24 protein-coding genes, 1 riboswitch and 1 other annotated feature are annotated in these 21,331 nt (G+C 36.5%); of the genes, 9 read left to right on the top strand and 15 right to left on the bottom strand.

Going from position 1 to position 21,331, the window contains the following annotated elements; all coding sequences use genetic code 11:
- Positions 1 to 7 precede the first annotated feature (7 nt).
- The 3 genes from DT250_RS11235 to DT250_RS11225 form a co-directional block, all read right to left on the bottom strand.
- Positions 8 to 835, bottom strand: a complete 828-nt coding sequence (locus tag DT250_RS11235; protein WP_048546278.1) for an aldo/keto reductase — start codon at positions 833 to 835, stop codon at positions 8 to 10.
- Positions 836 to 956: 121 nt separating this feature from the next.
- Positions 957 to 1,481 (bottom strand): GrpB family protein, encoded by a 525-nt coding sequence (locus DT250_RS11230; RefSeq protein WP_088064353.1) that lies wholly within the window; start codon positions 1,479 to 1,481, stop codon positions 957 to 959.
- Positions 1,482 to 1,549: 68 nt separating this feature from the next.
- Complete coding sequence (locus DT250_RS11225) at positions 1,550 to 1,813, bottom strand: YqkE family protein (protein ID WP_000727564.1); 264 nt, start codon at positions 1,811 to 1,813, stop codon at positions 1,550 to 1,552.
- Between the two features lie 200 nt (positions 1,814 to 2,013).
- Here DT250_RS11225 and DT250_RS11220 point away from each other — a divergent pair, with 200 nt between their 5' ends.
- Positions 2,014 to 3,603 carry a bifunctional metallophosphatase/5'-nucleotidase gene (locus tag DT250_RS11220; RefSeq protein ID WP_149213058.1) on the top strand — a complete coding sequence of 530 codons (1,590 nt, stop codon included), beginning with the start codon at positions 2,014 to 2,016 and terminating at the stop codon, positions 3,601 to 3,603.
- A gap of 122 nt (positions 3,604 to 3,725) precedes the next feature.
- Here DT250_RS11220 and DT250_RS11215 read toward each other — a convergent pair whose 3' ends face one another.
- Positions 3,726 to 4,202: a ribbon-helix-helix domain-containing protein gene (locus DT250_RS11215; protein WP_088123357.1), complete on the bottom strand. Its 477-nt coding sequence runs from the start codon at positions 4,200 to 4,202 to the stop codon at positions 3,726 to 3,728.
- Positions 4,203 to 4,323: 121 nt separating this feature from the next.
- Between DT250_RS11215 and DT250_RS11210 the strand changes: the two genes are divergently transcribed.
- Together DT250_RS11210 and DT250_RS11205 are read left to right on the top strand one after the other, a co-directional pair.
- Entirely contained in the window at positions 4,324 to 5,322 is a 999-nt protein-coding gene (locus DT250_RS11210) for an alpha/beta fold hydrolase (RefSeq protein ID WP_048546285.1), read from the top strand.
- 131 nt (positions 5,323 to 5,453) lie between these two features.
- Entirely contained in the window at positions 5,454 to 6,773 is a 1,320-nt protein-coding gene (locus DT250_RS11205; RefSeq protein WP_098091977.1) for a Na+/H+ antiporter family protein, read from the top strand.
- Between the two features lie 23 nt (positions 6,774 to 6,796).
- On the opposite strand, the gene DT250_RS11200 is transcribed toward DT250_RS11205, so the two are convergent.
- On the bottom strand, positions 6,797 to 7,660 hold the full coding sequence (locus tag DT250_RS11200) for a LacI family DNA-binding transcriptional regulator (protein WP_149213057.1): 864 nt from the start codon (positions 7,658 to 7,660) through the stop codon (positions 6,797 to 6,799).
- A gap of 99 nt (positions 7,661 to 7,759) precedes the next feature.
- Positions 7,760 to 8,242 carry a GNAT family N-acetyltransferase gene (locus tag DT250_RS11195; protein WP_060488342.1) on the bottom strand — a complete coding sequence of 161 codons (483 nt, stop codon included), beginning with the start codon at positions 8,240 to 8,242 and terminating at the stop codon, positions 7,760 to 7,762.
- An 81-nt stretch (positions 8,243 to 8,323) separates the two neighbouring features.
- On the opposite strand from DT250_RS11195, the gene DT250_RS11190 reads away from it, so the two are divergent.
- Positions 8,324 to 9,247: an alpha/beta hydrolase gene (locus DT250_RS11190; RefSeq protein ID WP_000819238.1), complete on the top strand. Its 924-nt coding sequence runs from the start codon at positions 8,324 to 8,326 to the stop codon at positions 9,245 to 9,247.
- A 10-nt stretch (positions 9,248 to 9,257) separates the two neighbouring features.
- On the opposite strand, the gene DT250_RS11185 is transcribed toward DT250_RS11190, so the two are convergent.
- Complete coding sequence (locus DT250_RS11185; RefSeq protein WP_000360794.1) at positions 9,258 to 9,503, bottom strand: DUF2552 family protein; 246 nt, start codon at positions 9,501 to 9,503, stop codon at positions 9,258 to 9,260.
- A 139-nt stretch (positions 9,504 to 9,642) separates the two neighbouring features.
- On the opposite strand from DT250_RS11185, the gene DT250_RS11180 reads away from it, so the two are divergent.
- From DT250_RS11180 to ribH, 5 genes are all read left to right on the top strand, one after another.
- On the top strand, positions 9,643 to 9,849 hold the full coding sequence (locus DT250_RS11180) for a CDGSH iron-sulfur domain-containing protein (protein ID WP_001151582.1): 207 nt from the start codon (positions 9,643 to 9,645) through the stop codon (positions 9,847 to 9,849).
- Positions 9,850 to 10,037: 188 nt separating this feature from the next.
- Positions 10,038 to 10,181: riboswitch (FMN riboswitch) on the top strand.
- 310 nt (positions 10,182 to 10,491) lie between these two features.
- The gene (gene ribD, locus DT250_RS11175; RefSeq protein ID WP_000131998.1) at positions 10,492 to 11,604 is read left to right on the top strand and encodes a bifunctional diaminohydroxyphosphoribosylaminopyrimidine deaminase/5-amino-6-(5-phosphoribosylamino)uracil reductase RibD; all 1,113 of its coding nucleotides are present in this window, start codon (positions 10,492 to 10,494) and stop codon (positions 11,602 to 11,604) included.
- A complete protein-coding gene (gene ribE, locus DT250_RS11170) occupies positions 11,586 to 12,230 on the top strand; it encodes a riboflavin synthase (protein ID WP_149213056.1) in 645 nt (214 codons plus the stop codon). The genes ribD and ribE overlap by 19 nt, the downstream gene beginning before the upstream one ends.
- 12 nt (positions 12,231 to 12,242) lie before the next feature.
- Positions 12,243 to 13,436, top strand: a complete 1,194-nt coding sequence (gene ribBA, locus DT250_RS11165; RefSeq protein WP_060488339.1) for a bifunctional 3,4-dihydroxy-2-butanone 4-phosphate synthase/GTP cyclohydrolase II — start codon at positions 12,243 to 12,245, stop codon at positions 13,434 to 13,436.
- Positions 13,437 to 13,454: 18 nt separating this feature from the next.
- Positions 13,455 to 13,916: a 6,7-dimethyl-8-ribityllumazine synthase gene (gene ribH, locus DT250_RS11160; RefSeq protein ID WP_000230900.1), complete on the top strand. Its 462-nt coding sequence runs from the start codon at positions 13,455 to 13,457 to the stop codon at positions 13,914 to 13,916.
- A gap of 29 nt (positions 13,917 to 13,945) precedes the next feature.
- Here the strand turns inward: ribH and DT250_RS11155 are convergent, their stop codons facing one another.
- From DT250_RS11155 to DT250_RS11120, 8 genes are all read right to left on the bottom strand, one after another.
- Positions 13,946 to 14,266 carry a hypothetical protein gene (locus DT250_RS11155; RefSeq protein WP_000549778.1) on the bottom strand — a complete coding sequence of 107 codons (321 nt, stop codon included), beginning with the start codon at positions 14,264 to 14,266 and terminating at the stop codon, positions 13,946 to 13,948.
- Positions 14,267 to 14,448: 182 nt separating this feature from the next.
- Positions 14,449 to 15,447 carry a biotin synthase gene (gene bioB, locus DT250_RS11150; RefSeq protein WP_000815838.1) on the bottom strand — a complete coding sequence of 333 codons (999 nt, stop codon included), beginning with the start codon at positions 15,445 to 15,447 and terminating at the stop codon, positions 14,449 to 14,451.
- Between the two features lies 1 nt (position 15,448).
- The gene (gene bioC, locus DT250_RS11145; RefSeq protein ID WP_149213055.1) at positions 15,449 to 16,258 is read right to left on the bottom strand and encodes a malonyl-ACP O-methyltransferase BioC; all 810 of its coding nucleotides are present in this window, start codon (positions 16,256 to 16,258) and stop codon (positions 15,449 to 15,451) included.
- Complete coding sequence (locus DT250_RS11140) at positions 16,224 to 16,964, bottom strand: alpha/beta fold hydrolase (RefSeq protein ID WP_087985143.1); 741 nt, start codon at positions 16,962 to 16,964, stop codon at positions 16,224 to 16,226. The genes bioC and DT250_RS11140 overlap by 35 nt, the downstream gene beginning before the upstream one ends.
- Positions 16,961 to 18,148 carry an 8-amino-7-oxononanoate synthase gene (bioF, locus tag DT250_RS11135; protein ID WP_149213054.1) on the bottom strand — a complete coding sequence of 396 codons (1,188 nt, stop codon included), beginning with the start codon at positions 18,146 to 18,148 and terminating at the stop codon, positions 16,961 to 16,963. The genes DT250_RS11140 and bioF overlap by 4 nt, the downstream gene beginning before the upstream one ends.
- Entirely contained in the window at positions 18,114 to 18,842 is a 729-nt protein-coding gene (gene bioD / locus DT250_RS11130; RefSeq protein WP_097889632.1) for an ATP-dependent dethiobiotin synthetase BioD, read from the bottom strand. The genes bioF and bioD overlap by 35 nt, the downstream gene beginning before the upstream one ends.
- The gene (gene bioA / locus DT250_RS11125; RefSeq protein WP_000217828.1) at positions 18,842 to 20,230 is read right to left on the bottom strand and encodes an adenosylmethionine--8-amino-7-oxononanoate transaminase; all 1,389 of its coding nucleotides are present in this window, start codon (positions 20,228 to 20,230) and stop codon (positions 18,842 to 18,844) included. Before bioA ends, bioD begins: the two co-directional genes overlap by 1 nt.
- 122 nt (positions 20,231 to 20,352) lie before the next feature.
- Positions 20,353 to 20,709 carry a hypothetical protein gene (locus DT250_RS11120; protein WP_137011333.1) on the bottom strand — a complete coding sequence of 119 codons (357 nt, stop codon included), beginning with the start codon at positions 20,707 to 20,709 and terminating at the stop codon, positions 20,353 to 20,355.
- A 142-nt stretch (positions 20,710 to 20,851) separates the two neighbouring features.
- Positions 20,852 to 21,072: a binding site (T-box leader), on the top strand.
- Positions 21,073 to 21,331: the final 259 nt, after the last annotated feature.

Here is a 21,331-nt window from a genome sequence, read left to right as displayed (position 1 = left end):
CGTCTTTTTATAGCGTATCATATTTATCCGGATTCGTTCCTACATGTAAATTACGATTTAACGTATTAATTTGAGTCATCTCTTCTTCCGTTAATGAAAAATCAAAGATAGAAAAATTCTCCTTAATGCGAGATGGTGTAACAGATTTAGGAATCGTCACTACCCCGCTCTGAATATCCCATCTTAATATAACTTGCGCAGGTGTTTTTTCATATTTCGTAGCAATGGCCTGAATAATCGGGTTCTCGAATACTTCCCCGCCTCTCATTAATGGGCTCCATGCTTCCATTTGAATTTGCTCACCTTGACAGAAATTACGCAATTCAAATTGCGCTAACATCGGATGAAGTTCCACTTGGTTGACCATCGGCTTCACTTTACAATTTGGTAATAACAGTTCTAAATGATGTTTATGAAAATTTGAAACACCAATTGCGCGCACTTTACCTTCTTCATACAGTTTTTCTAGCGCTCGGTACGTATCGACATACTTCCCTCTTATTGGCCAATGTATTAAATATAAATCTACATAGTCCATTTGTAATTTCTTTAAGCTTTTTTCAAACGCCTCAAGTGTTTCCTCGTATCCTTGATCGTCGTTCCAAACTTTTGTTGTAATAAATATGTCTTCTCTCGGAATCCCTGATTCACGAACCGCTTCTCCGACACCGCTTTCATTTTCATATACAGTTGCTGTATCAATCGAACGATATCCAACTTCTAACGCTGTTTTTACTGCTTGTTTTACTTCATCGCCTTCTTTCGCTTTATAAACGCCTAGACCAATCATCGGCATTTTTACGCCATTATGAAGTGTAGTTGTTGGAATGTGCACAGTCGTCTCCCTTTCATTCTTACATTTTTTATAAGCTACCACTTTATTTCAACAAGATTCAACCAAAAAGTCAAAACATATGTACAGTTTACATAATAATTTTATACACTAAAACGCAAACTCAATTATTCATATTTCCTTCTCTCCATTCTTTCGCTTTTTCATCAACACTACGCACAAACTCATTTTTTCCTTCCGTATATAACGTGCCATCATATGTATATTTTTCGGCTAATTCTTTCTTTAAGGTTGCATATGCCTCTGCTTCTTCACAATGAGCCATCATATAATCACGAAACGCTAAATGCCTTACTATCTCAGGATTTCCTTTTTCAAAAACGTGTAAGTGATACGAGCGTTTTTCCTCAGTTCCATGAATAAAATAACGACGTCTTGAAATACCATTTTCCCCTTTTACGATATAACCAAGCTCTTCAAAACGTTCATTCCAATGATCTACTCTGTCGATACACTCTACTTCCATAATCATATCTATAATTGGTTTAGCTGCCAGTCCTGGCACTGATGTACTTCCAATATGATGGACTTTCACCCTTTCTGGCATCGCCGATTTTAATCGTTCGGCCTCTATTTGAAATTTTTCATTCCAATGATTTTCATGCGGAACGACTACAATTTTTCTCATTAAAACTCCCCTTTTCTTACAAGCTCGTCAAAAAAATGATCAGCGGTATGCACTGATCATTTTTTATATTATTTAAAGTCTTTCCAAGTAAGGCTACTTTCACTTAACAGTTCTTCAAATGATTTATTTTTTTCACGTTCTTTTTGTTCTCGGCGCTTTCTTTCCAGTTCAGCTGCCTCTTTTTCTTCTTCTCTCACTTGCAATTCTTTCTTCTTATTCTTTAATTGCTGCATGAGTGAATCATTTAATTGATCGCCTAATGTAAGCGACTCTTTCTCTGGTCTATTCACTTGCGATTGTCTTTGCATTTGTCTTTGTTTCTTTTTCTTCATGCTACTCACCTTTTACTTTTTTCTCCATTATAGTAGATACACAATGAACTCGACAATAAAAAAGGTTCGTTACTCTATTATTCACTTTTTGTAAATATGTTAATTTTTCGAAAAAACTAAATTTTTATATAGATATAATCCTATGAATCTATTAAAATTATGTCGTATGATGTCAGATTATAAAAAAGGAGAATTAAATTATGTGGAAAAAAATCATTCCTGCTGTTGCCGTTTTAAGCACCATTACTTTTTCAAGCGTATTTGCCGCTCCCCCATCCCAGACTCCAGCTGAACAAAACCGCTACGTAGACGTACAAATGCTTGGTATTAATGATTTCCATGGACAACTAGATACTGTTAAAAAAATTAATAACAAAGAAGCTGGTGGCGCTGAGTACTTAGCTACTTATTTAAAAGAACGTAAAAAACAAAACCCTAATACACTTCTCGTACATGCTGGAGATATCGTCGGAGCTAGTCCACCAGTTTCAGCGTTGTTACAAGATGAACCAACAATTGAATTTTTAAATGACTTAAAATTCGATGTTGGTACAATCGGAAACCATGAATTTGATGAAGGTATCGATGAAATGAAACGCCTCATTTACGGTGGATATCACGAGAAAACAGGTAATTTCAAAGGTGCTAACTTCCCTTATGTCGCTGCTAACTTCTATAACAAATCAACTGGTCGCTTATTTTTACCACCATTTACTGTAAAAATGGTAGATGGTGTTCCTGTAGGATTCATTGGCGTTGTTACAACCGATACGCCAAATGTCGTGATGCCTACTATGCTTAAAAATGTACAGATCACTGACGAAGTAGAAGCAATTAATAAATCAGCGCAACAATTAAAGCGTCTCGGTGTTAAATCCATCGTCGTCCTTGCCCATGTCGGCGGAACAACTGATGAGTCTGGCGTGACAAATGGAGACCTTACTCGAATTGCAAATGAAACAGACTCGGAAGTTGATGTTATTTTCGGTGGACATAGTCACACGTATGTAAATGGTACTGTAAATAATAAACTAATCGTCCAAGCGAACTCTTATGGAACAGCTTTCTCAGACGTAGATGTAACAATTGATCGTAAAACAAAAGATATTGTAAAGAAAAAAGCTGAAGTGATTACAACATATCATGAAGGTGTGGAACCTGATAAACAAGTAAAACAAAAAATAGATCAATATAAAGAAACAATCGCACCACTTGTAAATGAAGTTGTAGGAAAATCTACAGCACCTATCGACCGTAAACAAAATGATGCTGGTGAATCTACTCTTGGGAATGTAATTGCCGACGCACAGCGTCAAACGATGCAAGCTCAAATCGCACTTATGAATCCTGGTGGCATTCGTAATGACTTAGATGCTGGCGATATTACTTGGGGCGAATTATATGGCATTCAGCCTTTTGGAAACCAATTGATTAAAGTAGATTTAACAGGTCAAGATATTCACGACATTTTAAATCAACAATGGCAAAAAGGAACAACAAGAATGCTTCAAATTTCAGGTATTCAATATACGTGGGATGCAAATAAACCAAGCGGTGAAAAGGTTACGAATATACGCTTAACAAATGGCGAAGAGTTATCTCCATCTAAAACGTATAACGTAGTTGCGAATGCTTTCTTAGCTTCTGGCGGTGACGGATTCGTATCATTTAAAAATGGGAAGAATTCAGAAACTGGTCCAAACGACTTTGAAGCGCTAGTCGATTATGTAAAACAATTGAAAGAACCAATTCAGCCAGTTATTGATGGAAGAATTCAAAAGATAAATTAAGTATTTCCCTCATATGCGATCCAGATTTTTATTGTAAAGGATACGCACTTATACTTAATCCACAATATTAGTAAAACCTAAAAAGGATACTCGTTCTTACAATGAACATAGTATCCTTTTCTTTAGTTATCAAAATGTGATGTTTTGTTAAAATCATATTGTTGTAAAAATTGTTGTAACGCCTCTTCTACAAGTTTAGATTTTTGAATTCCTTTCGCTTCTGATATAACGTCTAGTTTTGCTAATATTTCTTTATTAATAGTAAAGGTACGTTTCTTTTTCTCTGTACTTATACTCATAATGGGCACAATTACTTCTTCTCTCTTTCTTAATAAATCATAAATACTTTGTAATTGCTCATAAATTAATAATTGATAATCCGTTTTCGCATATTGAAGGGCTGTCGCTTCTTGGAGTTGTAAGTGACGCGGTTCTTCTCCATCTCCTACAAAAATACGTTTCTTCTGTTCTCCATCATATTCGTATCCAATCAATCTTAATTTCTTTGATAATGTATATGGGCTTATTTCAAGACGTTTTGCTATAATAGCGATGGATTCACGTCTATTTAAGCAATCTATAATTTCTCCAATCGTCACAATTTCCCTCCTCCCGTGTTGAAATAACACTAGTATGGTATGTTACAATGATTTTCTAACAGTATATGCAAAACGAATAGCCTGTGCGATTCATACGATTTCAGAAAAGGAGGATTTCCATATGCTTTTTCGTAGCTATACCCCACAGTTTTATAATGAAAATAAACAACTCATTCCTAATAGTATTGCTACAATGGAAAGCGTTATGATTCATAATCGAAAACAAACTCTCCTTATGCGCGGGCAAAACATAGAGCAGCCAATTTTATTATGTTGTCATGGCGGACCTGGCATGGCACAAATTGGATTTATTCGTCATTTTCAAAAAGAATTGGAGAAACACTTCATCGTTATTAATTGGGATCAGCGCGGGGCAGGTAAATCCTTTTCAATGAAAGATTTCGGAGCAAATTTTACAATCGAACAATTCGTTTCCGATGCAAAAGAAGTGATTCAATATGTACTTAAAAAGTTCAATAAACAGAAACTATTTCTCGCTGGTCATTCTTGGGGAAGCATTATTGGGCTTAACATAGCACATCAATATCCACAGTATATCGAGGCTTACATCGGTATTGGGCAGATTGTACATATGAAACAAAACGAAGAATTGCTATATCAGCATTTAATTCGTTCTGCAAAAAAACATGATCATAAAAAAGCATTAGCGTCCCTTTTGAAATTAGGCAAACCACCATTTTTAGATACGAGACGCCTTATTATTCAAAGAAAGTGGCTTGGCACATTCGGCGGAGCAATCCAAAACGGATCTTCCTTTTCTTTCATACGAAAAGGCTTCTTTTCCCCTGAATATACGCTATTAGATTGGTTCAAGTTTCTCGCAGGAAATTTAAAATCTGGCGTTTTATGGGAAGAAATGTTGACAATCGATTTCTTTTCTTCTATTTCAAGCTTATCTATTCCGGTTTATTTTTGTTCTGGTCGCTATGATTATCAAACTCCTTATGCTCTCGTTCAGGAATATTGTGATGTGATAGAAGCCCCCATAAAAAAAATGATTTGGTTCCCAAATTCAGCACATTCTCCTGATTTAGAAGAACCAGAATTATTCGCCAATTCTTTACAATCAATTAAACAAGAGCTAGCTTTTCAACATTAGTAACAAAAGGCTCTTTTACATTTCATAGAAAACAATTTATAATAATATGTCGCAACTATGTATAAATCTAGCAAAGTGCTTCATATTTACTTGCCTTAACACAATAAAATTTTAGGGAGATTACATTTATTATGAATGCTGTACTCGTCGCAGTAGCAGTTATGCTATTGCTTAGTTTGTTACGTGTCCAGGTCATTGTCGCCATCATTGTTGGAGCTTTAACAGGCGGAATTATCGGTGGACTCGGTATTTCAGAAACTATTAACACTTTTACAACTGGCCTTGGAAACAGTGCTCCAATCGCTTTAAGTTATGCAATGCTTGGCGGTTTCGCTATTTCCCTTTCCAAAACAGGACTTCCAGATGCCATGATTCAAACTGCACTAAAATGGATTGGCAATGAACAAGACACGAAAAAACAAGTTTATTCTAAAATACTTATTTTATTCATCATTTTAACGATGGCTTGTTTCTCACAAAATGTGATTCCTGTTCATATCGCTTTCATCCCTATCTTAATTCCAGCACTTTTAAAAGTATTAAATGAGCTGAAAGTGGATCGCCGACTTGTTACATGTATTATTACATTCGGATTGATTACTCCTTATATGTGGATTCCAGCAGGGTTCGGAAAAATTTATCATGACGTATTGCAAACAAATGCTGCGCAAAGTGGTCTTACATTTGATGTCGCACTTATTCCAAAAGCAATGACTATTCCAGCAATCGGTATGATTATTGGATTATGTGTAGCGGTATTCATTACGTACCGGAAACCTCGTACGTATGAAACAGAACAAGTTCATACTACCGCAAATGAAATCGTTCCCTATACAAAACGTAGCATTATTTTCGGATTGTTATCTATCATAGCCACATTAACTGTTCAATTAGCAACGGAATCAATGATTTTCGGTGCTTTAGCGGGGATTATCGTCTTATCAGTAAGTGGTAGTCTACCTCTTAAAGAAGCAGATGCGATATTAACAAGCGGAATGCGCATGATGTCCTTTATCGGTTTTGTTATGATCGCTGCCGCTGGATTTGGCGCTGTTCTTCGAAAAACAGGACATGTTGAATCTCTTGTGCAAACGAGTGCACATATAATTGGAAATAACAAACCACTCGCTGCATTTCTTATGCTTGTGATTGGACTTCTCGTTACGATGGGAATTGGTTCATCCTTTTCAACCATCCCTATTTTAACAACAATTTTTGTGCCTCTTTGCATGCAGCTTGGATTTAGTCCAATGGCCACAATTGCAATTATCGGTACAGCTGGAGCGCTAGGCGATGCGGGATCTCCAGCATCAGATAGTACACTTGGGCCAACATCCGGTTTAAATGCTGATGGTCAACACCATCATATATGGGATACATGTGTACCAACTTTTCTGCATTATAATATACCGTTACTTATATTCGGCTTTATTGCCGCAATTACATTATAAAAGGTGCGTTTTATACGCACCTTTTACTTTTTTATTTTTTCTTTTAATTGTTGTAAAGCTATTTTCCCATTTTCTTCGGCGCAACTTTCAATTTTCATGAGTGACGGGCCTATCCATTCACTGTCTATGCTCCCGTTCGGTCCAATAATTTTCAACTTATCCGGTATACGGATATTGAAATTTTTCGCTGCTTGAATTAACTCAAAAGTAACCTTTTCACTTGAAGTTACAATTCCATCTATATACGGGTAAGTTTGTAAGAATGTAATAAACTGTTTATTCGTATACCCTTGTACACATACTTCTCGATAAGAGATCCCTTCCTCCCAAACAGCGTCTAAAAATCCTGATATGCGCTCTTCCATTTCTTCACTATCTTCTCCCTCATCGAAATAAGCAAGAAATTGACAGCCTTTTTCTTTTAATAAAGAAACCGTTCTTTGTCCACTTTCATAATAATTTGCATGGGATTTTTGTTCATCAATCACAACAAACGGAAGTGGAATTTCTCCTATACTTTTAAAAACGGATCTTGTTAAAATAACACCTGCAACGTTATTTTCCTTCAACATATATATGTATCTATCTTTATTCTCTATATTACAAACAATGATTTGATATCCTTCTTTATATGCTATTTCCTCAATACAATGTAGCAAAGGGATGTTTGATAGGTCATATAGATTATCTACAAGTAATGCAATTATCGTTGAATTCTCTTTAAATAATGGCTTTGCTGCATTATTTGGCCTATAACGTAATTCCCCAATTGCTTCCTTTACTTGTTTTACTGTGTCCTCATGAACGTATCCTTTTTCATTAATAACTCGTGAAACGGTTGCGACTGAAACACCTGCCAATTTTGCAACATCACGTATAGTTGCCACATCGTCACCCCTTAATATGGTAATAGATTACAATTTTACGGTAACCTAAATTACAATATTCGTCAAGGTTAATAACTTATATTTCTGAAAATTGTTACATCAATTTATTAAACGATACTCCAACTGTATTTCATGTAAAATTGGGATGTTATCATATCCGATACGCGGAATTTCTTTCTTTATTTTTCGTGCCTCTTCCACTGCATTCACATATAAATTAGTCATCACAAAATTACGTTTTTGGTAAAAACGTAACGCATTCATATTATCATTTGTTGTTATGAGCCAAACCCGCCCGCACCGTTCTTCTTCTGCAAATTGTAATACACAATCTACAAGTTTCGTCCCTATTCCTTTTCTTTCTTCAAAGCTATCTAACGATACAATTTCACAAATATTTCCGGTCACTTCATACGTTATAATTCCGATTATTCTGTCATCCAAGAGCGCAACAAATCCTGGCAACTCTTCTAACTGATGCCCCTTACCACGTGAAACCATCAATGAACTCCCCCAGTTCTCACACATGAACATTCGGATTGTTTCTTTCATCGCTGGCGTAATTTTTTGTATATACACCATTTCCTATTTCTCCCCTTTTCTATCATTGTGATACAATGTAAGTGTATCACATGTAACGGTATTTGGAGGATGAGGTAAAGTATGAAACGTTTTTTTGCAGCATTGTTTACTATACTAGGTGCGATAACTGCCCTTGGGATTTTCTTTACAAATAAAGTGATGTACTTAAAGAAAAAAACAGAGGAAGAAGTACTCGAAAGAGAAACGAAAAAACATTTTCGTTTAGAGGATTTTGATGCTCTTCATAAAGAAGAAATTCATATTCCTTCGCAATTCGGATATGATCTTCACGGATATTACATTCCTGCTGGTCATTCCAATAAGTTTATGATTTTTTGTCACGGCGTAACTGTAAATAAAATGAACTCTGTAAAATATGCAAGGTTATTTTTAAACAGAGGGTATAATGTCGTTATTTATGACCATCGTCGTCATGGTAAAACTGGCGGAAAAACAACAAGCTATGGATACTATGAAAAACATGATTTAAAATCTGTAGTTGACTGGCTAAAAAGTCGCTTTGGAACAAATATAACACTCGGTATTCATGGTGAATCTATGGGAGCTGCAACACTTCTTCAATACGCAGGACTTGTAGAAGATGGTGCTGATTTCTATATTGCAGATTGTCCTTTTTCTGATTTCTACGGGCAATTACAACACCGTTTAAAGGTTGAATTCCATTTACCTAAATGGCCTTTATTACCTTTAGCAAATGCTTTTTTAAAAGTACGTGACGGTTATACGATTCGCGAAGTTTCACCAATCGATTGTATAAAAAATATTAATAATCCCGTCCTCTTTATTCATAGTAAAGATGATGATTATATTTTAGCTGATATGACGAAATCACTATATGAAGCAAAAGAAAACAATAAACAACTTTATATTGCAGAACGCGGTGCACACGCTTGCTCTTATAACGAAAATAAAGAAGAGTATGAAGCAGCCGTTGATCAATTTTTAAACTCATATGTAAAAGAAACAAAAAACAGGCTTGCATAAGCCTGTTTTTTTATTGCGCTAAAACGTCTGTAACTTGTTCCATATTTACAGAAATCCATTGCATTGCATCATCTAACGTTGGAAATTCTGTCGTTTGAAATGTTACTTCATCTTGAAGTAACCAAACATCCTTTGCCTCTTGCCCTACACCTGCAATGGACCAATGTAACAAACTATATGGATGATTATCATTCAAAAATGATGCCCACGTGCGCTCATTTGCAATGTTTCGTAATGTATGTAATTGTTTATCCATCTCTCGTCACCTTACTCTAGTCAGTTATAAAAAACATTATAACACTCTCTTCTCTCCCAAAGAAAGTGCTCATTTTATATTGTCAAGTACTTCTCTTAATTATATGATGAAATTAAGCGTTTGGGAAGGAGGGATAGCGTTGGCGAAAGTACAAATTAAAGTAAATGATAATGGCTCTTTTCGCGTTACAGGGGACGTGGAATTAGTCGATTCACAAGGGAATGTATTCCCAGCAAAACCGGCATTTTCTTTATGCCGTTGTGGTTTATCAAAAAATATGCCTTATTGCGATGCTTCGCATAAAGGGAAATTCGAGTCTGTCGTTAGAGCACCAGAGGCAGAATAATTTCACATGTGACATGCACATTTTTTTGTGCATGTTTTTTCTTTTCATTAACTCTCGTCCCCCTTTTCCTTACAACATTCCTCGTACTTTTGTCCTCATTCCAACTTACATATATTTTCACACAATTCTTCACATTCGAATATTTTTTTCTAGCCTTTTATTTTTTTTGTGCTATAATTTGAGCAAACAACATCCTTCGGGGTCGGGTGAAATTCCCAACCGGCGGTGATGAAGTGCAAACTTCTAAGTCCGTGACCCGTTTTCAACTCGAAAACGGTGGATCTAGTGAAACTCTAGGGCCGACAGTATAGTCTGGATGGGAGAAGGATATGTTTTCTAGTAATTTTATATAGCGAATACACTTTTATTTCAGTATGCATATTTTTAAAGTTTCGTTTTGAATCTTTATATATGTTTTATTTTGTATACTTATGTTTCTATACTGAAATAAAAAGATACGACTAGCGTTTGAAAAATTCGATATTTTTGCTAGGTTTTTTCCTTATGCAAAAATACCAATCATCGTTAGGTTTCTTTCCTGTACTTTCGTATTCGAACTATATTTCTAGAAATCACGTCTCCCAAACCCCAAGGATATAAAATCCTTGGGGTTTTTTGATTTTTTCAGGAGAGGTGAAGAGAATGACAGATCAAGAATATATGAGGATTGCCCTACAGTTAGCAGAAGGGACATCTGGACAAACAAGTCCAAACCCTATGGTTGGTGCTGTTGTTGTAAAAGAAGGAAACATCGTCGGTATTGGCGCTCATTTACGTGCTGGTGAAGAACACGCAGAAGTTCACGCGCTTCATATGGCTGGTGAAAAAGCAAAAGGAGCTACCGTTTATGTAACACTTGAACCGTGTAGCCATTTTGGAAAAACACCACCTTGCTGTGAATTGCTCATCAAAAAAGGAGTCAAACGGGTTGTAATTGCTACTCTTGATTGCAATCCTCTCGTTTCTGGTACTGGAAAAAGGAGATTAGAAGAAGCTGGCATCGAAGTAGCTACCGGTGTTCTTGAAACAGAAGCCACCTTATTAAATCGTTTCTTTTTTCACTACATGAAAACGAAGCGTCCATTTGTAACAATAAAAACAGCGATGAGCTTAGATGGAAAAACAGCAACTGTCACGGGGGAAAGTAAGTGGATTACAGGTGAAGAAGCACGAGCTGATGTTCACCAATATCGTCATACACATGATGCGATTCTCGTTGGAGTGAATACAGTTATAGCTGATAATCCGCATTTAACGACAAGAATTCCTAACGGGGGTAAAAATCCTATTCGTGTTATTTTAGATACCCATTTACGAACGCCACCATCTTCTCATGTCATAACAGATGGTTTAGCACCGACATGGATTATTGTCGGTAAGGATGTAAATAAAGAGAAAATAGCTTCTTATGAATCTGAAAATATAGCTATATTCCAAATGAAAACAAAACATATAGAAATCAAGGACCTCCTTTTCTTTCTTGGAGAGAAGCAAATTCTTTCTCTATTCGTTGAAGGTGGTCAAACAGTTCACGCAAGCTTCTTACAAACAAAGCATCTCAATGAAATTGTAACTTATATAAGCCCCAAATTAATTGGCGGGAAAGATGCCCCTACTTTATTTGGGGGAAATGGTTTCGCAGCATTACATGATGCACTTTCCTTGGAAATTCAAGAGATGAAACAAGTTGGTGATGATATAAAAATCGTTGCGAATGCCCGAAGTGAGGTGACGGAATGTTTACAGGAATTGTAGAAGAATTAGGAACGATTGCAAACATGCAACAAAGCGGAGAAGCGATGAAGTTAACGATCCATGCAAATAATATTTTATCAGATGTTCACTTAGGTGATAGTATCGCGGTTAACGGTATTTGCTTAACTGTAACGAGTTTCACAACAACTTCATTCACAGTGGACGCAATGCCTGAAACGATGCAATCAACATCACTTCGCATGCTTAAACAAAACTCTAAAGTAAATTTAGAGCGGGCGATAGCTGCAAACGGACGATTCGGTGGACATTTCGTTTCAGGACATATTGATGGCATCGGAACGATATTAAACAAAAAACAACACTATAATGCCGTCTATTACAAAATAGCTATTGCTGATGAATTGCTACGCTATTGTTTGCATAAAGGTTCCGTTGCTATTGATGGAACGAGTTTAACGATATTTGATATAGATGAATCTTCCATTACAATCTCACTCATCCCGCACACAGTAAGTGAATCTGTTATCGGAGAAAAGAATGCCGGTGACATCGTAAACATCGAGTGTGACATGATCGGTAAATATATCGAACGCTTTATTTCTAAACCTGTAAAACGAACAGGTTCAATGAGCGAAAACTTTTTACAAGAAAACGGATTTCTATAAGGGGGAAGCATTATGTTTCATCGTATTGAAGAAGCTCTAGAAGATTTAAAACAAGGAAAAGTCGTTATCGTATGCGATGATGAAAACCGTGAAAATGAAGGCGACTTTATCGCTTTAGCAGAGTATATTACGCCAGAAACGATTAACTTTATGATTACACATGGGCGTGGTCTCGTTTGTGTACCGATTACGGAAGAATACGCAGAACGTCTACAATTAGAACCAATGGTAGCTCATAATACAGATTCGCATCATACTGCATTTACAGTGAGTATTGATCATGTTTCTACAACAACAGGGATTAGCGCTCACGAACGGGCAACTACGATACAAGAATTATTAAACCCTGCATCAAAAGGTGCTGATTTCAATCGTCCTGGACATATCTTTCCATTAATCGCGAAAGAAGGCGGTGTCCTACGCCGAGCTGGTCATACAGAAGCTGCTGTCGATTTAGCCAGACTTTGCGGAGCAGAACCAGCTGGAGTCATTTGCGAGATTATTAATGAGGACGGTACGATGGCACGCGTACCTGATTTATTACAGTGTGCAAAACAATTTGATATAAAAATGATTACAATAGAAGATTTAATTGCTTACCGCCGCCACCATGAAACACTAGTGACGCGAGAAGTGGAAATTACATTACCTACAGATTTCGGTACTTTCCATGCAATTGGCTATTCTAATTCATTAGATACGAAAGAACATATCGCACTCGTAAAAGGTGATATTTCAACAGGAGAGCCTGTACTTGTACGCGTTCATTCAGAGTGCTTAACAGGAGATGTATTTGGCTCGTGCCGCTGTGATTGCGGACCACAACTCCATGCTGCACTTGCTCAAATTGAGCGTGAAGGAAAAGGCGTTCTTCTCTATATGAGACAAGAAGGACGAGGCATTGGCCTTCTTAATAAGCTTCGCGCTTATAAGTTACAAGAAGAAGGATTCGATACTGTAGAAGCAAACGAAAAACTTGGGTTCCCAGCTGATTTGCGTGATTACGGTATTGGCGCTCAAATTTTAAAAGATTTAGGTTTACAACATTTACGATTATTAACGAATAATCCACGAAAAATTGCTGGCTTACAAGGTTACGATTTAGAAGTAATCGAGCGTGTACCATTGCAAATGCCAACAAAAGAAGAGAATAAAACGTATTTACAAACGAAAGTAAACAAATTAGGACATTTACTAAACTTATAATTAAGGGAGAGGTTTATTATGGTATTCGAAGGTCATTTAGTTGGTACAGGATTAAAAGTTGGGGTTGTTGTTGGACGTTTTAATGAATTTATTACAAGTAAGTTACTCGGCGGAGCTTTAGATGGATTAAAGCGTCACGGTGTAGAAGAAACTGATATCGATGTTGCTTGGGTTCCTGGCGCATTCGAAATTCCTTTAATCGCTAAAAAGATGGCTAATAGCGGAAAGTATGATGCTGTAATTACGTTAGGTACTGTAATTCGTGGTGCTACAACACATTACGATTACGTTTGTAATGAAGTAGCAAAAGGAGTTGCATCTTTATCACTACAAACAGACATCCCAGTTATTTTCGGTGTATTAACGACTGAAACGATCGAGCAAGCGATTGAACGCGCGGGCACGAAAGCAGGTAATAAAGGCTATGAATCCGCCGTTGCTGCGATTGAAATGGCTCATTTATCAAAACAATGGGCATAAAAAATAAAAAAGAGGCTGCGGCCTCTTTTTTATTTTTTTACTTTTTTCCGTACATCTTTTATTAATTCATCCATTGTTTTTCCTTCTGTTTGTATACGAAGCGTTTGTGCTGTTCTCCATACATTCTCTCTTTTCTTCGCTTCTTCTATAATAGTAATTTCTTTTCGCACTTCCTTTAAATCTTTCCCTTCTGTTTTCAATCCAAAATGTTCAGCTTTCGTTCGAAAATGTTGTTCAATTCGTTGTTGCATTTCTTTTTGTTCAGGATTTTCGGCAGCCTTAACTGGATCAGCACTTATTGCTTTTAGTAAAATTAGACAAGTCATAATCGCTAATATATATTTGTGCATGTAAAATCCTCCAACCCAATATAAATTACATATTTACTATGTACAATTGGGGCTTGGAAAATTCGTCCACCAAAATTCTTTTTTCCGCTCAAAAACCAATAGTATCAAGCTTTCACAACTATTTATTACATTTTATTTACAAAAAAAAGCAAACTCTTTTACTAGTTTGCTTTTTATCTATCTTATAATGCACATTCTTCAATCTCAAACCCTAAATCTTCAATCATACCCCAGTCTGCAGTCGGTTCTTGTCCAGCTGTCGTTAAGTAATCTCCAACAAAAATAGAATTTGCTGCAAATAAACCGATTGGCTGCACAGAGCGTAAATTGATTTCACGTCCTCCTGAAATACGAATTTCTTTCGTTGGGTTTACAAAACGCATCATCGCCAGTACTTTTAAACATTCTATCGGCGTTAATTCTTTTTGTCCTTCAAGCGGCGTACCCTTTACAGCAACAAGGAAATTACATGGAATTGAATCTGCATCTATACGTTGTAATTCAAATGCAATTTCAGCACGTTCTTCTATTGTCTCCCCCATTCCAAAAATTGCCCCAGAGCATGGTGAAATGCCTGCTTGTTTCGCTTTTTGAACTGTATCAACACGATCGTCATACGTATGAGTGGAGCAAATACTTTCGTAATTATTTGCATGTGTATTTAAGTTGTGGTTATAACGATGTACACCCGCTTCTGCTAAACGTCCTGCTTGATCTTCGTTTAAGAAACCTAAACAACAACAAATCTTCAAATCTGTCGTTTCACGAATCTCCTTAACTGCTCCAATTACGTGATTCACCTCTTTATCCGTCGGGCGACGACCAGATGCTACAATACAATATGTACCCGCTTTACGGCGAATTGCTTCGTGTGCTCCTTCTACAATCTTTTCCTGCGTTAGCCATGCATATTTATCAATCGGCGCCTCTGAAATAATAGACTGTGAACAATATCCGCAATCTTCAGGACATAATCCAGATTTCGTATTAATAATCATATTCAATTTTACTTTCTTACCAAAGTGATGATGGCGAATGATGTAAGCTGCATTCATAATTTCTAACACTTCTGTATCATCAGCTTCTAATATTGCAATTGCATCCTCTTTCGTAATCATTTTCTCTTCTACTACGTCATGTGCAAGTTTTTTCCAATCCCTTTTTGTTTGTACTTGTTTCATTTCATCTCTTCCCCTCTTTTGTTATATGCATAAATAAAGCATGATACGTCGCCATTATCCCTTCATTTTCCGTGAAGTCTCTTTCGTATATGCGAAGCATCGCACGAAAGAGTGAGGGACTTTGACAATATGATTCTTCATTACTATTGGTCGCTCCTACTTTTCGAATAGAGTGTAGAAACTCCCTAACTTCTATAAATCTCTCTATGTAACATGTTTCAGAAACATGCACATCCCCTGTTTCTATTTCACACATATGGCGCAACTGATTTTTCGAATAAAAAAGTTGCCCAATCGATGTTTCATTTTGTATATTTTTTTCTTCTTTCGCCCGCTGGAACGAAGCATGCAATTCTTGAAATGTTTCATGTCCAAACGTTGAAAAGAGTAATATCCCATCTATAGACAAATGATGAAATAAATTTCTTATCACTTGTTTTAAATCATTTAGCCATTGAAATGTGGCATTTGAAATAATGACATCATATGTTTCTTCTAGTCGTAATCTTTCGATATCCTCACAGTAAAACGTTACATTTTTCACATTTTGCCTAGTTTTCGCAACTGCAATCATACTTTCAGCAAAATCAATGGCTGTAATATGTGCTTTCGGAAATAAGTTTGATAATTGCTCTGTAACATATCCTGTTCCGCATCCAAGTTCTAAAATACGTATCGATGAATTTGCACTATATCGCCGATTCAATGTAGAAAGTAATGAATGTGCCATCTTTTTTTGTACATTTGCATATTGATCGTAGGATACAGATGCCGCGTTAAACCGTTTTTGAAGTAACGTTTTGTTGATCATGTCGTATCCCCTCTACAAATTGAATTATCTCATTTCCGCAATATTCGAAATTCGTTACGCATAATGCGTGTCCAGCCTCACTTACTACCTTGAGCGTGGCAGTCTCATTCTCAGCCATACTACGCGCTGCAGACAATGGACAAATTACATCCTGCTCTCCGTGAATAAGTAGTATAGGGACTTTAATTTCTTTCAGTTCTTCTCTCATATCTGCTTCTATTAAATACTCCAAACCTAATTGCAAAGACTGAATAGAATCACCTTTAAAGCGTTTTATCATATCTTCAAACCTTTTATTCTCTTTCAGCTCATCTTTTGTAAACATATTTTCATAAAACCGCTTGAGCGTATCTTCTTTCTTTCTCGCTAAATTCTTTTTCAGCCGTTCTACATGCAGAGTATTCCATCCACTCGTATAATCGCTCGTATTTGTAAATTTGGCAGTACCACCAATTAGTACGATACCTTTTGCCTTAACCTTTTTATGAGCTTGAACTGCTGCTAACGCTCCTAGTGACCATCCAACTAAAATTACATTTTCATCTTTTGCTACATCTATTATTCGCCCCGCAAATTCACTTTGTTCTTTCACATTACGCCAATTGATACATTGAACAGAATATCCTTTAAAATACGGCAGAACTAAAGTCCAAACACCTTCTTCCATTCCCCATCCAGGAATAAAAATAACCTTTAGCTCTTTCATACGAAAAACCCCTCTTCTTTACCAATGCGTATAATATGCTGAATAGCCCATTTCAAATCAGCTATTGTATGTTGGGACGTAACTGCAAAACGGACCCGTGAACTATTAACTGGAACCGTTGGTGGACGAATTGCAATTGCTGCAATACCTACCTCTTGCAGCCTTCTACTAAACCGTAAAGCTGCTTCATTTGAACCGACTACAATCGGTACAATATGAGTTGAGCTATTCCCAATATCAAAACCAGCTTCTTGCAAATGTGTCCTAAAATATGCTCCATTCTCTATAAGCCTCTCTCTTCTTTCATTATCTTCTTTCACAATTTCAATTGCTTTTTGCACTGCTCCTAACGTTCCTGGTGGTAAAGCTGTTGTAAAAATAAAGCTTCTCATCATATTTTGTAAATACTCTATATACATTGCATCACCTGTCAAATACGCGCCATAACACCCTAGAGCTTTGCTAAACGTCCCCATATGTATATCAATTTTTTGAGCAATATCTTTTTCTATATGAGACAACCCTGCTCCATCAATTCCATATATTCCACTCGCATGTGCTTCATCGACTATAATGATTGCCCCGTATTTCTCTTTCAGCTCCACTAACTCTCTCAAATACGCAGTATCACCATCCATACTAAAAACAGTATCCGTTATGATTAATTTCTTCTTTTTGGGCGGCGCTACTTGCAGCAGCTTCTCTAAATGATCTAAATCATTATGACGATATCTTTTATGCTCTGCTCCGCTTAATATAATCCCATCAACGATGCTTGCGTGATTTAATTTGTCACTAAACACAATATCGTGACGACAGGCTAATGAAGAAATCACTCCAACATTTGCGGTATATCCACTATTTACAACTAAGGCTTTTTCAGTGCCTTTCCATTCGCATATACTTCTCTCAACCTCTTCATACAGTGAATAATTTCCTACAACGAGCCTTGATGCTGTCGCTCCAGTTCCATATTTTCTTGTGCATGCAATAGCAGCTTCTTTTAACCTCTCATCTCCAGCTAACCCTAAATAATTATTTGACGCTAAATTTAGCATCCTTTTTTCATCTCGAATAAGCCATGTCTCTTCTGCTTGTTCTGTTACATGCAAATTGCGATACTGTCCTTGTTCATTTAATTGTTGCAATTTAGATTGAAGATGTGTGCGCCACGTTTGATTCATTTCGGATGAACTCCTCTAATTTTGAAATCATTATATACTCTTTTGCAGATTCCAAGACTTCTTCTTTTGTAAACGCACCTTCAAAGAATGGTAATAAACCTAAAACCGGTACCCCACTTAGCTCTTCAATCATTTCTTTATTTTCTTGTACTCTTTCCATTTCACATTCTTTGCAGCCGGATAAAATTACACCTGCTACTGTTAAGCCCTGTGCCTTTGCATAAGCAATTGTTAAAACTGTATGATTTACTGTTCCTAATGTAGGGCGTGCGACTATAATAAGAGGAAGCTGTAATTCCTTTGCGAAATCAATTACTAAAGCGTCTTCTGTATATGGAACAGCCAGTCCACCTGCCCCTTCTACAAATAGGCTATTAAACTCTTTCAATCGTTCATTATAATGATCCATAATGTCTTTTAAATGTACTACTCTTCCAGCTCTTTTCATGGCAAGTCTCGGAGCAAGAGGTTCTTCAATAGAATAAGGGCAAATTTCATCTTCTTTTGTTGGTACACCCGATAATGCTTTTAACCTTGCTGCATCTCCCTCTGGATTTGATGCAACATGTCCACTTTGCAACGGTTTATATACCCCGATGTTATATCCCAATTCTCTAAATACACCTGCTAATGCACCCGCAACTACAGTTTTCCCCACTTCAGTATCCGTTGCTGTAACAAAAAAACCGCCCATTATTCTCCCTCCGTAACATCCGAGATTGCTTTATACAAAATACGTAACATATCATCAATCTCATCAATTGTAGAAGCAAGAGGAGGCATAAATACAATCGTATTACCGAGTGGTCGCAAAATCATGCCCAGCTCTCTTGAACGTTTACATACTTGAACACCGACTCTCTCTGTCCATTCAAACGCTTCTTTCGTTTCTTTATTCTTCACAAGTTCAATTCCAACCATTAACCCGCACTGACGAATATCCCCTACATGTTTATACGCAAAGAGCGATTCTAATTGCGTCGCTACATATTCTGTCTTACTTGCCACTTCTTCTATTAAATTTGTTTTCTCGTATAGCTCTAGATTCGCAATGGCTACCGCACACCCTAACGGATTCCCTGTATAACTATGACCGTGGAAAAATGTTTTTTGTTCTTCATAGTCTCCTAAAAAGGCATTATAAATTTCATCTGTCGTTACGGTGATTGCAACTGGTAAATATCCACCTGTTAAACCTTTTCCGGCTGTTAAAATGTCCGGCGTTACATTTTCATGTTCACATGCAAACATTTTCCCGGTACGCCCAAATCCAGTCGCTACCTCATCTGTAATAAATAAAACATTATATTTTGTACATAAATTACGGAGCCCTCTTAAGTATCCTTTTGGCATTGTAATCATACCGCCAGCACCTTGCATTAAAGGCTCTACAATAATCGCCGCAATTTCTTCATGCTTTTCTTTCAGCAGCTCTTCCATTTCTTCTAAATGTTTTTTCACAATTTCCTCCTTATTATTTCCATAAGGAGAACGATATGTATATGGATACGGCATTTTAATTGCCTCAAATAAAAGTGAACTATACACTTGGTGAAACAAGTCTATCGCTCCTACTGAAACAGCTCCAATTGTATCACCATGATACGCTTCTTTTAATGTAACAAATCTTTGTTTCTTCGGTTTTCCTTTATGCTGCCAATATTGAAAGGCCATCTTAATTGCAATTTCAACGGCGCTAGAACCGGAGTCTGAATAGAATACTTTCTTCAAACCTTCTGGCACAACTTCAATTATTTTTTCTGCTAATAAAATAGATGGAACGTTAGCAAGTCCTAACATAGTAGAATGGGCAATTTTATTTAATTGCTCACGAATTGCTTCATCTAATTCTGGTACTTGATGTCCGTGAACATTTAACCAAATAGATGAAACACCATCCCAATATTCATTTCCATTTACATCGTATAGCTTTCTTCCCTCTCCACGTTCAATAATGACAGGGTCTTCTTCTAAATAATCTTTCATTTGTGTAAACGGATGCCATACATAAGCTTTATTTTTCTCCGATAATTCTTCATATGTATAAGACGATTTTTCAGTCGTATTACTATTAACAGTCACAATTGTCACCCCTAATGTTAACTAATTTATAAATAAAGTTAACATTAAATTTAAATGACTGTCAATTATTTTTAAATCAAATAGTTCTTAAAAAAGAACAACTTATCATACGATAAGTTGTTCTACTTTCCGTGTTGTACCTTTCCGATTTCTAAAATAATCTCTTCATCTTTTTTTCCTTCTGTATCAATTCCAAGTTGTTTTGCATGTTCAATTAATAAATCATGGCGCTTCTCAAATCTTGCGGTATTTACTTCTTTCGTAACCTCTTCTTTTGTTTTCCCTTCAGTAGAAACTCCTAGTTTCTCAGCTGCTTTTTCCATCGACTTCTTCTCTTCCGTTTCTTTCGCTTTCTTCACTTCTAACTGCTGTATTTGCTTTTGTTTCGCCTGCTCTGATTCAGCTGCAAAAGCTGTGTAAATTCCAGCACTTCCGCCAATGACTAGTAAGGTGGTAAAAAGAATTATTTTTTTCTTCACTCTTTCCTCCCCTTTCAAATTCATTATAACGTACAAATTTAGAACATTAAAAACATTTAACCCTTATTTCCCTAAAAAAATATTGAACATTTTTATTGACATATAAGATGAAAATGTGATAAAAATTTAACTAACATCATATGAATCGGCATTGATAGGATTTAGTAGTATTTCGATTTCTGATTTCAGAGAGCTGGTGGTCGGTGCGAACCAGTACAGAGCGAATTATGAATTACCCCCTGGAGCTTCTTTTGCGAAACGTAAGGAGTAGTGAAAGACGGTTATAGACCGTTATATCTAAAGAGTGGTGAAACGAAACTGTTTCACAATTTAGGGTGGTACCGCGAATTTTTCGTCCCTGCATATATTGCAGGGGCGTTTTTATTTTATTAGCGCATATCATACGACCCTTTATTTTGTGATACATTCATTTCACAAGCTAGGGTGGTACCGCGATATCTTCGTCCCTGCATAATTATATGCAGGGACGTTTTTTTATCCAATCATTTCCGTATCATATTGAAGGACCAACAATTACCGATAATTTGTCACAAAATTCTAAATTTTAGAAGGAAATACACAATATTGGCGAATTTTATATAAAAAAGAGCTATTTTAAATT

The organism is Bacillus sp. AR2-1 (genome assembly GCF_008368755.1).
In the GTDB taxonomy this organism is placed as follows: Bacteria; Bacillota; Bacilli; order Bacillales; family Bacillaceae_G; genus Bacillus_A; species Bacillus_A wiedmannii.
Note: the sequence above shows the minus strand (reverse complement) of the source record. Positions and strands in the feature narration are given on the sequence as shown.

What these genes read in the sequence shown, in the direction of transcription:
- DT250_RS11220 (WP_149213058.1), top strand. Translation starts at nt 2,014, where the DNA reads ATGTGGAAAAAAATCATTCCTGCTGTTGCCGTTTTAAGCACCATTACT.
- DT250_RS11230 (WP_088064353.1), bottom strand. Translation starts at nt 1,481, where the DNA reads ATGAGAAAAATTGTAGTCGTTCCGCATGAAAATCATTGGAATGAAAAA.
- DT250_RS11210 (WP_048546285.1), top strand. Translation starts at nt 4,324, where the DNA reads ATGCTTTTTCGTAGCTATACCCCACAGTTTTATAATGAAAATAAACAA.
- ribD (WP_000131998.1), top strand. Translation starts at nt 10,492, where the DNA reads ATGACAGATCAAGAATATATGAGGATTGCCCTACAGTTAGCAGAAGGG.
- DT250_RS11155 (WP_000549778.1), bottom strand. Translation starts at nt 14,266, where the DNA reads ATGCACAAATATATATTAGCGATTATGACTTGTCTAATTTTACTAAAA.
- DT250_RS11205 (WP_098091977.1), top strand. Translation starts at nt 5,454, where the DNA reads ATGAATGCTGTACTCGTCGCAGTAGCAGTTATGCTATTGCTTAGTTTG.
- bioB (WP_000815838.1), bottom strand. Translation starts at nt 15,447, where the DNA reads ATGAAACAAGTACAAACAAAAAGGGATTGGAAAAAACTTGCACATGAC.
- DT250_RS11225 (WP_000727564.1), bottom strand. Translation starts at nt 1,813, where the DNA reads ATGAAGAAAAAGAAACAAAGACAAATGCAAAGACAATCGCAAGTGAAT.
- bioF (WP_149213054.1), bottom strand. Translation starts at nt 18,148, where the DNA reads ATGAATCAAACGTGGCGCACACATCTTCAATCTAAATTGCAACAATTA.
- DT250_RS11185 (WP_000360794.1), bottom strand. Translation starts at nt 9,503, where the DNA reads ATGGATAAACAATTACATACATTACGAAACATTGCAAATGAGCGCACG.
- ribE (WP_149213056.1), top strand. Translation starts at nt 11,586, where the DNA reads ATGTTTACAGGAATTGTAGAAGAATTAGGAACGATTGCAAACATGCAA.
- DT250_RS11195 (WP_060488342.1), bottom strand. Translation starts at nt 8,242, where the DNA reads ATGGTGTATATACAAAAAATTACGCCAGCGATGAAAGAAACAATCCGA.
- ribBA (WP_060488339.1), top strand. Translation starts at nt 12,243, where the DNA reads ATGTTTCATCGTATTGAAGAAGCTCTAGAAGATTTAAAACAAGGAAAA.
- ribH (WP_000230900.1), top strand. Translation starts at nt 13,455, where the DNA reads ATGGTATTCGAAGGTCATTTAGTTGGTACAGGATTAAAAGTTGGGGTT.
- bioD (WP_097889632.1), bottom strand. Translation starts at nt 18,842, where the DNA reads ATGGGCGGTTTTTTTGTTACAGCAACGGATACTGAAGTGGGGAAAACT.
- bioC (WP_149213055.1), bottom strand. Translation starts at nt 16,258, where the DNA reads ATGATCAACAAAACGTTACTTCAAAAACGGTTTAACGCGGCATCTGTA.
- DT250_RS11140 (WP_087985143.1), bottom strand. Translation starts at nt 16,964, where the DNA reads ATGAAAGAGCTAAAGGTTATTTTTATTCCTGGATGGGGAATGGAAGAA.
- DT250_RS11190 (WP_000819238.1), top strand. Translation starts at nt 8,324, where the DNA reads ATGAAACGTTTTTTTGCAGCATTGTTTACTATACTAGGTGCGATAACT.